A 14,903-nucleotide genomic window follows, 5' to 3' on the forward strand; every position below is an offset into this window, starting at 1 on the left:
CATATAAATATGACAGTTTACATCCTAATAATATAATTGAAGAAGATATATTTGTTTTAAGAAACGATATCGATAGATATTATGTTTCTAAAAATACTTACAACATTAATGAAATTGAGTATTTAGCTAATCTCAATAACGAGAATCCTCAAACAACTTGGAGTAAATTAGGTCAAATTCCTAATTCTAAACTAACCACTATCATCTACGAGAAAGCTTCAAATACAATGATTCTTAATTCTAAATTAGGAACAATCAATTATGAAACAGAATTAAGTTTTCCTGATATCATATGGAATTTAAAAGATGAAAAGCATAAAAATAATATTGAATTAAAAAAAGCTACTACTACTTACTTAGGGCGTCAGTGGATTGCTTGGTATAATGATAATATTCCCATTAACGATGGTCCATTTATTTTCAAAAATTTACCAGGACTAATTGTAGAATTATATGATGTAGAAAATAATTACAACTGGACTTTATCCCAATATAAATACGATGTTAATAATCAAAACAAAGAAATTTTAGCTAAAAGAATTAAAAAAGCAATTAAACTTTCAAATAAAGAATTTAATAATATCATAAATCAGGACTTCATGGACCCAACTATTTCAATTGAAAGCGCTGGAATACAAGTTTCCGAAGATAAAAAAACAAAAATAAGAGAGTTTTTAAAAAATCAAAAATATAGATTTATAATTAAAGATTTAATGCTATACCTATAAAATATCATTATCAATTTGAGATATCAATTAACACTATTATTTACTCTAATCTCACACTTTATTTTTGCACAACTTACTATTTCTGGTGTTGTTAAAAATGAAGAAGGAAAACCTATTTCTGGTGCTAATGTTACCATTTCACCAAGTACTTCGGAAGAAACCTTGGCGTATTTTATTACAAAATCTGATGGTAAATATTCTATCAAAATAGATAATCCATCGCACGAAACCTATGAAATTAAGGTTCGTGCGATGAATTATGCTTTTACTTCAGATTTGGTAAATGAATCGTCTACAAACTTTGATTTCACTTTACAAGAAAAAGCTATCGAGTTAAAAGAAGTTAAATTAAAAGAATCTCCTATTCGTAAAAAAGGTGATACCATTGCGTATGATGTTAGTAATTTTAAAGATATAAAAGACCGTTCTATAGCAGATGTGATCAAAAAAATGCCTGGAATAGAAATCGAAAATTCTGGTAGAATCTTGTATCAAGGCGAACCAATCAATAAATACTACATCGAAGGAATGGATTTGTTGGGCGGAAAATATGCATTAGCAAACGAAAATCTTTCTGCAGACGCTGTGGATAAAGTACAAATTTTAGAGAATCATCAACCGATCAAGATTTTAGACAGTTTGGTTTATAGCTCTAAAGCCGCATTAAATATCAAATTAAAAAGCAAAATTACCTATTCTGGTAAAGCAGAAGTTGGTCTTGGCGCTTCACCATTGTTGTATCAGGCGAATATTACACCAATGTTGTTCACAAAAAAGCAACAAATGATAGGTTCTTATCAAGGAAATAATCGTGGAAATGATGTTTCTCGTCAATTAAAAACCTTAAGTCTTGAAGATTTTTTAAATGACTCTGAAAAATTTTCGAACGAAAGTTGGTTATCAATTGCAGGTGTACAAACTCCCAATTTTGATGGCGAACGTTGGTTAGATAATGCAATAAATATTGGTTCTTGGAATCATCTTTTTAAATTAAAAAAAGAGCTAGATTTACGAATTAACTTGTCTTATCACAACGATTTTCAAAAGCGATTCGGAGAAACAAACACACAATATTTTTTACCAACAGGTGATATATTTCTCAACGAAATCAAAAAAAATTATTTGCAAATAGAAAGTCTTAATCTAAAAGCAACATTATCTCAAAATAGTTCTAAAAATTATCTTGAAAATGTCTTGGAATTTAAAGGAGACTGGAACAGTTCGAGAGGAGATCTCAATCAAAATAATAATTTTATTACACAACGATTAACACAACCAAATCGGCAGTTTACCAATCAGTTTAATACAATCAAGAAAGTTGGTAAACAATTAATTACGCTAAAATCTAGTATCTCGTATAAAAGTTATAGTGAAAATTTAAGTGTTTCTCCTGGAGTTTTTACTGATTTTATAAACAACGGAAATGATTATCAAAATGTGTTTCAACAAATTAATTTTGAGAAATTTTCGACAAATAATTTCGCTGAATTTTCAAAAGGAATAAAAGCTTTAACGCTACAATCAAAAATTGGAATTAAGTACACCAATCATACAATGAAAAGTGATTTGTTAGCAGATAATCAACCAATAAATTCTACTTTTACTAACAATACACGCTGGTCAACTTTAAATCCGTATGTAGAAAATAACTTTTCGTACAGAAAGAATCGACTTAATTTTTCTTTTGGAATTCCTTTTCAGTGGTATAATTTAGAGAATAATTCTTTCGGAAATAAAACTTCATACAATCGTTTTTACATCGAACCAAAATTTAATATAGGTTTAGAATTTTCAAAATTCTGGAAAGTATCAACCTCGCATAATTTATCTAATGATTTGGGGGATTTAACACGTTTGCACGAAGGATTTATATTGTATCGATACAATTCTATTCAACAAAATGACGGAAATTTTAACGAAGTAAAAAAATGGATTTCTTCTTTACGTTTCGAGTATAAAAATCCGATAAAATCTAGGTTTATCAATTTTGGATATTCGTACAATTGGTCAGAAAATAACTTAATCTACAATTACAGCTATAATGCGGATGGAAGTACAGTTTTAGAAGCTTTGAACTTAAAAAATCATCAAAAAACACATTCTGTTAATGCTAAAATAAGTCAATATTTTTCTAAAATTAAGACAACATTTAATTTAGCTGGAGGTTATAATTTTAGAACCTACGATCAATTATTAAATGATGATTTAATCGAAATTCACAATACCATTTTAACTTCTAATTTTGATGCATCTTTCAGATTATTAAGTTGGATGACTTTTGAATATAAATACGGTTTAACAAATTATAAAAATAAGTTTTCAAAGGAATCTGAATCACGTTCAATCACCAATCAAATCCACCAAATAGGATTACATTTTTTTCCTGTAGATCAGCATTATATAAAACTTAATTTTGATTTGTATGTTAATGATGATTCAGAATTAAATCCAAATTCAACTTTAGGAGATTTAATGTATCGTTATTCATTAAAAAAGAAGAAAATAGATTTTGAATTGTCTGCTTATAATCTTTTTAATGAAAAATATTTTTCTCAAAACAGTTTTTCTTCCAATTATGAACAACGATTTATCTATGAGTTGAGACCAACTCAAGTTATGTTTACCACTCGATTTAATTTTTAATTTATCAACCTCATAATTATTAACTTCAAAATTGTATAACTCGATAATTTATTTTAATAAAATATCAAAATCTAACATCTGTCATAAGTGGGTTGAATATATTTTACCTAAATTTATTTTGAAAAAATATAAACCACAGAGAAATGAATGACAATCGTAAGAAAGATGCATTGAATTACCATTCAATGGGTCAACCAGGAAAGATTGCAGTAGTGCCTACAAAACCTACGAATACACAACGTGATTTATCGCTTGCTTATTCACCAGGTGTTGCGGAGCCTTGTTTAGAGATTGAAAAAGATCCAGAAAATGCTTATAAGTACACAGCAAAAGGAAATCTGGTTGCAGTTATTAGTAACGGTACAGCCGTTTTAGGCTTGGGAGATATTGGTGCGGTAGCTTCAAAACCGGTGATGGAAGGTAAAGGTCTTCTATTCAAAATTTTTGCTGATATTGATGTTTTCGATATCGAATTGGATACAAAAAATGTTGATGAATTTATCAATACGGTAAAAGCTTTAGAGCCTACTTTTGGAGGAATTAATTTAGAGGATATTAAAGCGCCTGAGTGTTTCGAAATTGAGAAACGTTTGAAAGCTGAAATGAATATCCCAGTTATGCACGACGATCAACACGGAACAGCTATTATTTCTGGTGCAGCGTTGATTAATGCATGTGAATTACAAGGAAAAAATATTTCTAAAGTTAAAATTGTAGTAAACGGAGCTGGTGCTGCGGCAATTTCGTGTACAGGAATGTATATTTCTGTTGGTGCAACGAAAGAAAATATCGTGATGTTAGACAGTAAAGGCGTAATCCGTTCTGACCGTGATAATCTTGATCCTTCTAAAGCAGAATGGGCAACAGATCGTGATATTTCGACATTGGCAGATGCTGTTAAAGATGCAGATGTTTTTATCGGTTTATCGGCTGCAGATGTTTTATCAGCAGATATGTTGAATACAATGGCAGAAAATCCAATTGTGTTAGCAATGGCAAATCCAAATCCAGAGATTGCGTACGATTTAGCAGTTGCGACGCGTCAAGATATTATTATGGGAACTGGGCGTTCTGATTATCCAAACCAGGTGAATAATGTACTTGGGTTTCCGTATATTTTTAGAGGAGCGTTAGATGTTCGTTCGACGACAATTAATGAGGAAATGAAAATTGCTGCTGTTCGAGCAATTGCAGAATTAGCAAAAGAACCAGTTCCTGAAGTTGTGACGCAAGCATACAATAATCATTCGATCAAATTTGGAAAAGATTATATTATTCCAAAACCTAATGATCCACGTTTGTTACCAGAAGTTTCGGCTGCGGTTGCAAAAGCGGCGATTGAAACTGGTGTTGCTAAAAATATCATTACAGATTTCGAAGAATACAAATTGTCATTGATTAAGCGAATCGGAAAAGAAAGTACGATTATGCGTAATTTGACACAAACGGCAAAATCAAATCCAAAACGTGTTGTTTTTGCTGAAGGAGATCGTTTCGAAATTCTTCGTGCAGCGCAAATTGTAAAGGAAGAAAAAATCGCTATTCCAATTATTTTAGGAAAGAAAAATAAAATTCAACAAATGATTAAAGATTATATGTTGGATTTGGAAGATGTTGAAATTGTTGATACAAATGCAGAAGAAGATTCGGACAGATACAATCAATTCGTTGATTTTATTTATTCGAAACGTCAACGAAAAGGAATCTCAAAATCTGATGCGAAAAAATTATTGAGAGATCGTAATTATTTTGGATCATGTATGGTTGAGTTTGGTTATGCAGATGCAATGATTTCGGGAATGACGAAAAATTATTCGCAGGCAATTCGTCCAGCTTTAGAATTAATTGGAGCGGAACAAGGTCAAAAAGTTGCGAGTATGTATATGATGTTGACAGAAAAAGGACCAGTTTTCTTAGGTGATACAACGGTTAATTTAGATCCAACTTCAGAGGATTTAGTTAACATTACATTGCAATTTAACGAAACAATTAAGAAGTTTAAAATTGAACCAAAGATTGCATTATTGTCTTATTCAAACTTCGGATCAAATAAAGGAGAAACGGTTTCTAAAGTTCAGAATGCAGTGAATTATCTACATCAAAATCATCCAGATGTTTTAGTTGATGGTGATATTCAGGCAAATTTTGCAGTGAATAAAGAGAAATTACAAAGTAATTTTCCGTTTTCTAAATTAGCAGGAACGCATGCGAATACATTAGTTTTTCCAAATCTTGAATCAGCGAATATTTCGTATAAATTATTACAAGAATTAGGAAATATAGAAGCGGTTGGACCAATTTTGATCGGAATGAAAAAACCAATTCATTTGTTACAATTGGATAGTACTGTTCGCGAAATCGTGAATATGGTCACTATTGCTGTGATTGATGCACAACAACATCAGTAAAACATAAAGTTTAGAATACAAAAAATCCACTTAAAATCATTTAAGTGGATTTTTTTATTTTGTATGAAATCGAGATGATTTTTTTTAATAAACTATTTATTTAAAAATAAACACAAAAAAGCCTCGCAATGCGAGGCTTTCCTATTTGATAAATGAAATTCTATTATTTAACTTCTTCGAAGTCTACGTCTTCAACACCATCATTATTTGCTTGACTTTGATCAGCACCTGGTTGAGCTTGCGCACCACCTTGTTGACCTTCGTTCATTGCAGCATAAATTTCTTGTGAAGCAGCATTCCAAGCTGTGTTTAATTTTTCCATAGAAGCATCAATTGCAGCAACGTCTTGAGCAGCGTGAGCAGATTTAACCTCAGCTAAAGCTTCTTCAATTGGTTGTTTTTTGTCAGCAGGAATTTTATCTCCGTACTCAGTCAATTGTTTTTCCGTTTGGAAAATTAACGCGTCAGCAGCATTTACTTTTTCAATTTTTTGTTTTGCTTCTTCGTCTTTTGCAGCGTTTTCTTGCGCTTCTTTTTTCATTCTTTCGATATCAGCATCAGATAATCCAGATGAAGCTTCAATTTTGATTGATTGCTCTTTTCCAGTTCCTTTATCTTTTGCAGATACACTCAAGATACCATTCGCATCAATATCAAATGTTACTTCGATTTGAGGAACACCTCTTTGTGCTGGTGGAATATCTACTAAGTCAAAACGTCCGATTTCTTTGTTATCGTTGAATAATGGACGCTCTCCTTGACCAATTCTTAATGTTACTGCTGGTTGATTGTCAACTGCAGTTGAGAAAACTTCAGATTTTTTAGTTGGAATTGTTGTATTCGCTTCGATTAATTTTGTGAATACTCCTCCTAAAGTTTCGATACCTAAAGATAATGGTGTAACGTCTAATAATAATACGTCTTTTACATCACCTGTTAATACACCTCCTTGGATAGCTGCACCAATTGCAACAACCTCGTCTGGGTTAACTCCTTTAGATGGTTTTTTACCGAAGAATTTTTCTACTTCTTCTTGGATTTTTGGCATACGTGTAGATCCACCAACTAAGATAACTTCATCGATATCGTTGATTGATAATCCTGCATCAGATAACGCTTTTTTACAAGGCTCCATAGAACGACGAACTAAATCTTCTGTTAACTGATCAAATTTAGAACGAGTTAAAGTTTCTACTAAGTGTTTTGGTCCTGTTTCGTTAGCTGTAACGTATGGTAAATTAATTTCTGTTTGAGCAGAAGAAGATAATTCGATTTTAGCTTTTTCAGCAGCTTCACGTAAACGTTGTAAAGCCATTGCGTCTTTTTTCAAATCTACACCTTCTTTCGCTTGGAATTCAGAAGCTAACCAATTGATGATTGCATCATCAAAATCATCACCTCCTAAGTGTGTATCACCGTTTGTAGATAACACTTCGAATACACCGTCACCTAATTCTAGGATAGATACGTCAAAAGTACCACCACCTAAATCGTAAACAACGATTTTTTTATCTGAGTTTGCTTTGTCTAATCCGTAAGCTAATGCAGCAGCAGTAGGCTCGTTGATAATACGTTCTACTTTAAGACCTGCAATTTCACCAGCTTCTTTAGTTGCTTGACGTTGAGCATCGTTAAAATAAGCTGGTACAGTAATTACCGCTCTTGATACTTCTTGTCCTAAATAATCTTCAGCAGTTTTTTTCATTTTTTGTAAAATCATTGCTGAGATTTCTTGTGGAGTATAGTTACGTCCATCAATATCAACTGCTGGCGTATCATTGTTTCCTTTTACAACTGAATAAGGAACACGACCGATTTCATCTGCATCATTATTAAATTTAGTTCCCATGAAACGTTTAATAGAATAAATCGTTTTCTTTGGGTTTGTTACAGCTTGACGTTTTGCTGAATCACCAACTTTAATTTCCCCTCCTTCTACGAATGCTACGATAGATGGAGTAGTTCTTTTACCTTCTGCATTTGGAATTACAACTGGCTCACTACCTTCCATTACAGAAACACAAGAGTTCGTTGTACCTAAGTCGATTCCGATTATTTTGCTCATATTGTTTAGTTATTTTTTATATTATTAATGATTTATTTTAAACTTTTACACATCATCAAAAATGATGCTACACCAGAATAGTCAATCTTTGTGCCAACATAAAAAAAATGACATCCAATAGATTTTAGATGTCAGGTTGTCAGATTATGATTAATGATTTGATTATTTATCGATAAAAAAGTCAGTTTATTGGTTGATAAAATGTCAGCGTTAAGTTATACTCAAATTTTATCTCAGTCTTAGTCTCAATCTCAATCTATGTTGTGAGAAAATAATAATTGTTTTAAAAGTTTGTTTACTCATCAGTTTTAATCAAACTCAAATTTTATCTCAGCCTTAACCTCAGTCTTAGTCTTAGTCTTAGTCTTAGTCTCAATATTACCCAATCTTACTTCCGTTTTCTACTTTTCGTTCGGGATTCAAGAGAATAACATCTTTATTATTTCCATAAACGCCCATCACGAGACATTCGCTCATAAAAGTGGCAATTTGTTTTTTCGGAAAGTTAACCACAGCCATTATTTGTTTTCCAATCAATTCCTCTTTGGTATAAAGCGATGTAATTTGTACCGAACTTTTCTTAATTCCTAATGGACCAAAATCAATTTCTAATTGATAAGCAGGATTTTTTGCTTTCGGAAAATCATTTGCACTGATAATTGTCCCAATTCTCATATCAACTTTCTCGAAATCTTGCCAAGAAATTGTTTCAGTCTTATTTTCAGATTTTAGTTCTTCTTTTGGGTTATTTTCTTTGTCGTAAATTGTTTGTAGAATTTTTTCTAAATCCGTTTTTTCATCTGCATATTTCGTTTTCATCTCATCGGGCATTCGGTTATAATACGTCAACGCTTTTTCGCCAAATTGTTTGATGTAAAAATTAGTCAATGGAGGAACGTTTGGAAATTGTTTATGAAAAATCATTTCTGTATACGCTTGCCATTCGCGTTCTTCTCGCAATTCAATTTGATTTTCGCCCGAACGCTGAAAAACATGTACCATTTCGTGCATCAAAACATTGGAAAGTAATACTAAATCAAAATCAAGAATGTTACGTGGAACACGAATTGTAATTCCAGTTTTTTCTTCACCTTCTGCAGTCAACAAAAAACCTTTCGGATCGATTTCTTCTCGAAACGTAAAACCTGTAAAAGCACTATGTTTTAATTTCAATTCATCTAAAATTTCGTACAATGCTTCAACGATTAAGTGATTATTTTTTAAATAATTTATTCTTTCTTTAAATTTTTCTGTAATCATAGCTTTTTGGCTTATTTATCAAATATATAATCTTATTTTTGATATGTTTTAAAAATGACTATGAAGAAATTAGTACTATTACTTGGCTTGATCTCGATAACAACAAATGCACAAGTACTTAATAACAAACAAGAGTTTACGCGACAAGATTCGCTTCGCGGAACGAATAATGAATTCCGAAATTGGTGGGATGTTAAAAAATATAAAGTAAGTGTAGAACCAGATTATCAGTCAAAATCGATAAAAGGAAAAACGACAATTACGTTTGATAAAATTGCTCCTCAACAATCAGATTTATTGCAGATAGATTTACAAGATCCAATGATGGTTTCGGCTGTAAAATTGAATGGAAAGAAAATTTCTGATTTCAAACGTGATGGAAATGTCTATTTTATTAATGTCGGAAAAAATATCAAGAATACGTCGAATCAATTAGAATTAGAATACAACGGAAATCCTCGTGTTGCGGTGAGAGCGCCTTGGGATGGTGGTTGGATTTTTGCGAAAGATGAAAAAGGTCGAGATTGGATGTCTGTAGCCGTGCAAGGTTTGGGTGCAAGTGCTTGGTTTCCGAACAAAGATTATTTAGGCGATGAACCAGATAATGGAATGGAATTGGAAATTATCACACCAAAAGATTTGGTAGGAGTTGGTAATGGACGATTAGTTTCTAAAAAAGAGAAAAATGGTAAAACAACTTCTACATGGAAAGTTGTTAATCCAATTAATAATTATAATATCATTCCTTATATCGGACATTATGTCAATTTCAAAGATACTTTCGAAGGCGAAAAAGGTAAATTGGATTTAGATTATTATGTGTTAGATTATAATATAGATAAAGCAAAATTGCAGTTTGAACAAGCAAAATTGATGTTGAAAAGTTTTGAATATTGGTTTGGACCTTATGCTTTCTACGAAGATTCTTTCAAGATTGTAGAAGCTCCGCATTTAGGAATGGAGCATCAATCTGGAATTGCGTACGGAAATAAATTCGAGAATGGTTATTTAGGTCGTGATTTATCAGGTTCTGGCTGGGGATTGAAATGGGATTTTATCATCGTTCATGAAGCTGGTCACGAATGGTTTGGGAATAATATTACCGAAAAGGATGTGGCAGATATGTGGATTCACGAAGCGTTTACGGCTTATTCGGAAACTTTGTTCACAGAAACTTATTATGGAAAAGATGCGGCAAGCGAATATGTGCGTGGAACGAGAAAGGCAATCCAAAATGATATTCCAATTATCGGCGTGTATGGCGTAAACCAAGAGGGTAGTGGTGATATGTACTATAAAGGTGCAAATATGATTCACACGTTGAGAACTTGGATGAATAATGATGAAAAATTCAGACAAATGTTGCGTGGATTAAACAAAGAATTTTATCATCAAACTGTAACTACAGAACAAATTGAAAATTATATTGCGAAGTTTTCTGGTTTAAATTTGAACGCTTTTTTTAATCAATATTTAAGAACAATTAAAGTACCAACTTTAGAACTTAAACAAAATGGAAATAAAGTTGAATATCGTTATACGAATGTTGTTGATGGATTTGCAATGCCGTTACGATTGAAAGATTCTGATATAACCATCAATCCTACGACTAATTGGCAAACAATTAATAATTCAACGATTACAAAAGCGATTGATGTAACAATTAATCCAAATTATTATATCGATTCGCATATTATATATTAAAACTGAATGAGATATTGAAACAAGTTCAACATGACAATGAATGTCAACCTGAACTTGTTTCAGGTTCTCATCCAAAATGATTTATAAAATATTCCAAACAAATATCATCGGTTATTGAATGATGAAATTATAAATTTGTGACATGAAAAAATACATTGCATACGCAATCTTATCAGGATTATTATTAACAGCTGGTTGGCCTTCGCATGGTTTTCCATTGTTATTATTTATAGGATTTGTACCCTTGATGTTGACAGAACATCAAATCACGCAACGCGCAGAATTCAAGAAAAAAGGGAGCAAAATTTTCGGACTTTCGTTTTTAGCTTTCTTTATTTGGAATGCGATTGTAATTTGGTGGTTGCATTATGCACAAGAAACGGACGCGAATGGAGATTTGCACAATTCGTGGAGCGCTTATTTGATTCCCGTTGTAGCGAATTCGTTGTTTATGTCAATTGTTTTTCAGTTGTATCATTTCGTCAAAACAAAAGCTGGTAATCTGTATGGATTGGTTTTTCTTCCTGCGATTTGGATGAGTTTTGATAAACTAACCTTGAATTGGGAACTAACTTGGCCTTGGTTTAACCTTGGAAATGGTTTTGCAAAATATTACGAATGGGTGCAATGGTACGAGTACACAGGAACTTTTGGAGGTGCGCTTTGGATTTGGTTAGTTAATATTACGGTATTCTATTATTTGACGGCTTATATTAATAAGAAAGAAATGAGGTATCTAAACAAATTAGGTATTTATGCTGGATTATTAATTGCTGTGCCAATTGGTATTTCTTATATTATTTATGCGAATTACGAAGAAAAGGGAAAAGCACTTGATGTGTTAGTTCTTCAGCCAGATCTTGATCCATACAACGAAAAGTATATGAAAGATGGTTTGCAGATTTATGAAGAATTGAAACAATTGGCACTGAAAAACATTCAACCAAAAACTCAATTCGTTGTCGCGCCAGAAACTGCCGTACCTGGATCATCTGCTTTGATTTTTGATAATATGTATGATGATTTAATTATACAAGACATTCAGCAATGGACAAAAACTAAAAAAGATTTACATTTTGTAACAGGAGCATCTATTATGCGAATTTATCCAATGCAATCTTTAGCATCGGAAACGGCATCTGTTATGAGAGATGGAATTACGTGGTACGACGCTTATAACTCAGCTTTGCAGATAAGTGGAAACGATTCGATAGAAGTTTATCATAAGAGTAAATTAGTACCTGGAGTAGAAATTTTTCCATATCGAAACATTTTAATGCCAATTATTGGAGAATTTATGCTTAACTTTGGCGGCACAACAAAAACGTTGGGGATTCAACCTCATCGTTCTGTTTTCAAGAATAAAACAAACAACGCTACTGTTGCTCCGGTTATATGTTACGAATCTATTTACGGAGACTATACAACAGAATATGTGAGAGAAGGCGCAAATGTTATATTCACAATGACCAACGATTCTTGGTGGGGCTCTACCGATGGTCATCGTCAATTACTATTATATGGTAATTTGAGAGCTATTGAAAATAGACGCGCTATCGTTAGATCTGCAAATTCAGGTATTTCGGCTTTCGTTAATCAGCGAGGAGATATAATGAAGTCTTTACCATATGGAGAGCAGGGTGCCTTAAATGGTACAATTTTAATGAATAGTGAATTAACGTTTTATACAAAATATGGCGATGTAATCGCGAGGATAGCGCTGTTGGTAATGGGAATTATCTTGGCTTATACTCTTGCGCAGAAGTTGTTATATAAACAAAATAAGAAAAAAATATAAAATTAATAACCTAAAGAGTTGTATAAGTAATATATAATTTGTTACTTTGCACTCCGTTTAAAATAGGACAATACAAAATAAGATGTCAAAAATTTGTCAAATTACAGGTAAGAAGAGATTAGTGGGAAACAATGTTTCTCATGCTAATAATAAAACAAAACGCACTTTTGAAGTGAATTTGTTCAAAAAGAGATTTTTTATGCCAGAAACTGGTGAGTGGATTACATTAAGAGTTTCTGCACACGGTTTAAAAACAATCAACAAATTAGGAGTTGATGAGGCTGTTAAACGTGCACGTAAAGAAGGTTTAATCAAATAATTTAAGACACCATGGCAAAAAAAGGAAACAGAGTACAGGTTATTTTAGAATGTACAGAGCATAAAGAAAGTGGTATGCCAGGAATGTCTCGTTATATCACAACTAAAAACAAAAAAAATACTCCAGATCGTATTGAGTTGAAAAAATACAACGCAGTATTGAAAAAGTATACAATTCACAAGGAGATTAAATAATAAAATTTTAGACGATGGCAAAGAAAACGGTAGCAACCCTACAAACTGGGTCTAAAAAAATGACCAAAGTTATCAAAATGGTAAAATCTCCAAAATCTGGAGCTTACGTATTTGTTGAAAAAGTAGTTAACGCTGATGAAGCAGATTCTTTCTTCACGAAATAATCAAATCATCTCCTTAACAAAAAATATTTAAGGTTAATTGAGCTGCCTCGTTTTCAGGGCGGCTTTTTTATTTCCTTATATTTTATGTATCTTCGTACAAAATTTTAAGAAATTTAGCTTATTAATGAGTTGGTTCAAAAAGATATTAGGTAAAGAAAGCAAAGAAAAATTAGATGAAGGATTAGAAAAATCTAAAACTTCTCTATTTGATAAAATCAGTCGCGCTGTAGTAGGTAAATCTAAAGTAGACGATGAGGTTTTAGATGATTTAGAAGAAGTATTGATTTCTTCTGATGTCGGTGTTGAAACAACGATCAAAATTATTCGTCGAATAGAAGAACGTGTAGAACGTGATAAATATGTTTCGACTTCTGAGCTAGATTTAATTCTTCGCGAAGAAATTGCAGGCTTACTTTCCGAAAATAATATCGAAGATACAAATGGTTTTTCGATTCCAAAGAAAGATGTACCATATGTTATTATGGTGGTCGGAGTAAATGGAGTTGGTAAAACAACGACGATTGGTAAATTGGCTTCTCAGTTCAAATCACAAGGACTTAAAGTGGTTCTTGGTGCAGCAGATACATTTCGTGCAGCGGCTGTAGATCAATTAGTAATTTGGTCGGAGCGCGCAGGTGTACCAATTGTAAAACAAGCGATGGGTTCTGATCCTGCTTCGGTTGCATTTGATACCATTCAGTCGGCAGTTGCCCAAAATGCAGATGTTGTTTTGATTGACACAGCAGGACGTTTGCATAACAAAATTAACTTGATGAATGAGTTGACAAAAATAAAACGTGTGATGCAAAAGGTAATTCCAGATGCGCCTCACGAAGTTTTATTAGTGTTAGATGGTTCTACAGGTCAAAATGCTTTTGAACAAGCGAAACAATTTACACAAGCAACAGAAGTTTCTTCTTTAGCGGTTACAAAATTAGATGGAACAGCAAAAGGAGGAGTAGTAATTGGGATTTCAGATCAATTTCAGATTCCAGTTAAATATATTGGTGTTGGTGAAGGAATCAATGATTTACAAGCTTTCAATAAAATGGAGTTTGTCGATTCTTTTTTCAAACGAAATAATTAAGAAATTTAATTTCTATAAAAATATAAATCCTTCAAGAAAAACTTGAAGGATTTTTTTTATCTATAAAAATCTTTTTCTTTGAGATTTAGTTTTTCTAAAATTAATGTAATAACTGCATGTAATTTATTCGATTGAGAATCTGATGTTTCTAAAACAATAGTATTATTATCTTCATAATTAGCGTTTATACTTAACTTAGTAGTATATCCATCAAGCGAAATTGTTTTTCGATTTTTAATAAAATCTGAAAAATTTAAATCAAGAATCTGATCTTCAATTTGTGCAAAATCCTTTTTACTCAATAAAATTTTCTTTTCTTCATTTTTTCCTTTCAACATACTTTTAGTGTAAAGGACAATTATTTTATCTGTGTCTTTAGGATGAAACATAGAAGTTGTATTCGTAAAATCAATTTTAACTCCACTTGGAATAATATGACTTGCAGAGTTTTCTAAAGTCATTGATGTAATTCTATCTTGACCAAAAGTACTAATGGAACAGATAAGTAAAATAGTCAATAATTTATAATTCAT

The 14,903-nt window shown here is 32.0% G+C and carries 12 protein-coding genes; 9 read left to right on the forward strand and 3 right to left on the reverse strand.

All coding sequences use genetic code 11. The features are described from left to right. The 3 genes from N5D03_RS09575 to N5D03_RS09585 form a co-directional block, all read left to right on the forward strand. Positions 1-728: GLPGLI family protein (locus N5D03_RS09575; RefSeq protein WP_280051504.1), on the forward strand; the 728-nt coding region annotated here is incomplete at its 5' end. A 15-nt stretch (positions 729-743) separates the two neighbouring features. Further along, positions 744-3,371 carry a carboxypeptidase regulatory-like domain-containing protein gene (locus N5D03_RS09580; RefSeq protein ID WP_280051505.1) on the forward strand — a complete coding sequence of 876 codons (2,628 nt, stop codon included), beginning with the start codon at positions 744-746 and terminating at the stop codon, positions 3,369-3,371. Positions 3,372-3,514: 143 nt separating this feature from the next. Beyond that, complete coding sequence (locus N5D03_RS09585) at positions 3,515-5,779, forward strand: NADP-dependent malic enzyme (RefSeq protein WP_280037204.1); 2,265 nt, start codon at positions 3,515-3,517, stop codon at positions 5,777-5,779. A gap of 163 nt (positions 5,780-5,942) precedes the next feature. Here the strand turns inward: N5D03_RS09585 and dnaK are convergent, their stop codons facing one another. Both dnaK and N5D03_RS09595 read right to left on the reverse strand, forming a co-directional pair. Then, positions 5,943-7,844, reverse strand: a complete 1,902-nt coding sequence (dnaK, locus tag N5D03_RS09590; RefSeq protein ID WP_125349684.1) for a molecular chaperone DnaK — start codon at positions 7,842-7,844, stop codon at positions 5,943-5,945. 378 nt (positions 7,845-8,222) lie between these two features. Beyond that, positions 8,223-8,549 carry a tRNA-binding protein gene (locus N5D03_RS09595; RefSeq protein WP_280051519.1) on the reverse strand — a complete coding sequence of 109 codons (327 nt, stop codon included), beginning with the start codon at positions 8,547-8,549 and terminating at the stop codon, positions 8,223-8,225. A gap of 615 nt (positions 8,550-9,164) precedes the next feature. Here N5D03_RS09595 and N5D03_RS09600 point away from each other — a divergent pair. From N5D03_RS09600 to ftsY, 6 genes are all read left to right on the forward strand, one after another. Further along, on the forward strand, positions 9,165-10,808 hold the full coding sequence (locus N5D03_RS09600; RefSeq protein WP_280051508.1) for a M1 family metallopeptidase: 1,644 nt from the start codon (positions 9,165-9,167) through the stop codon (positions 10,806-10,808). A 142-nt stretch (positions 10,809-10,950) separates the two neighbouring features. Next, on the forward strand, positions 10,951-12,606 hold the full coding sequence (gene lnt / locus N5D03_RS09605; RefSeq protein ID WP_280051509.1) for an apolipoprotein N-acyltransferase: 1,656 nt from the start codon (positions 10,951-10,953) through the stop codon (positions 12,604-12,606). An 82-nt stretch (positions 12,607-12,688) separates the two neighbouring features. Next, entirely contained in the window at positions 12,689-12,925 is a 237-nt protein-coding gene (gene rpmB, locus N5D03_RS09610) for a 50S ribosomal protein L28 (protein ID WP_038337064.1), read from the forward strand. Between the two features lie 11 nt (positions 12,926-12,936). Further along, the gene (gene rpmG / locus N5D03_RS09615; RefSeq protein WP_038337065.1) at positions 12,937-13,119 is read left to right on the forward strand and encodes a 50S ribosomal protein L33; all 183 of its coding nucleotides are present in this window, start codon (positions 12,937-12,939) and stop codon (positions 13,117-13,119) included. 14 nt (positions 13,120-13,133) lie between these two features. Next, complete coding sequence (locus N5D03_RS09620) at positions 13,134-13,283, forward strand: DUF4295 domain-containing protein (RefSeq protein WP_084106961.1); 150 nt, start codon at positions 13,134-13,136, stop codon at positions 13,281-13,283. A gap of 124 nt (positions 13,284-13,407) precedes the next feature. Next, entirely contained in the window at positions 13,408-14,370 is a 963-nt protein-coding gene (gene ftsY / locus N5D03_RS09625; protein ID WP_114999036.1) for a signal recognition particle-docking protein FtsY, read from the forward strand. A gap of 56 nt (positions 14,371-14,426) precedes the next feature. Here ftsY and N5D03_RS09630 read toward each other — a convergent pair whose 3' ends face one another. Further along, complete coding sequence (locus N5D03_RS09630) at positions 14,427-14,903, reverse strand: hypothetical protein (RefSeq protein ID WP_280049161.1); 477 nt, start codon at positions 14,901-14,903, stop codon at positions 14,427-14,429.

The sequence above is a fragment of the Empedobacter sp. GD03861 genome (assembly GCF_029840885.1).
In the GTDB taxonomy this organism is placed as follows: domain Bacteria; phylum Bacteroidota; class Bacteroidia; order Flavobacteriales; family Weeksellaceae; genus Empedobacter; species Empedobacter falsenii_B.

What these genes read in the sequence shown, in the direction of transcription:
- N5D03_RS09630 (WP_280049161.1), bottom strand. Translation starts at nt 14,903, where the DNA reads ATGAATTATAAATTATTGACTATTTTACTTATCTGTTCCATTAGTACT.
- rpmB (WP_038337064.1), top strand. Translation starts at nt 12,689, where the DNA reads ATGTCAAAAATTTGTCAAATTACAGGTAAGAAGAGATTAGTGGGAAAC.
- N5D03_RS09620 (WP_084106961.1), top strand. Translation starts at nt 13,134, where the DNA reads ATGGCAAAGAAAACGGTAGCAACCCTACAAACTGGGTCTAAAAAAATG.
- dnaK (WP_125349684.1), bottom strand. Translation starts at nt 7,844, where the DNA reads ATGAGCAAAATAATCGGAATCGACTTAGGTACAACGAACTCTTGTGTT.
- ftsY (WP_114999036.1), top strand. Translation starts at nt 13,408, where the DNA reads ATGAGTTGGTTCAAAAAGATATTAGGTAAAGAAAGCAAAGAAAAATTA.
- lnt (WP_280051509.1), top strand. Translation starts at nt 10,951, where the DNA reads ATGAAAAAATACATTGCATACGCAATCTTATCAGGATTATTATTAACA.
- N5D03_RS09585 (WP_280037204.1), top strand. Translation starts at nt 3,515, where the DNA reads ATGAATGACAATCGTAAGAAAGATGCATTGAATTACCATTCAATGGGT.
- rpmG (WP_038337065.1), top strand. Translation starts at nt 12,937, where the DNA reads ATGGCAAAAAAAGGAAACAGAGTACAGGTTATTTTAGAATGTACAGAG.
- N5D03_RS09600 (WP_280051508.1), top strand. Translation starts at nt 9,165, where the DNA reads ATGAAGAAATTAGTACTATTACTTGGCTTGATCTCGATAACAACAAAT.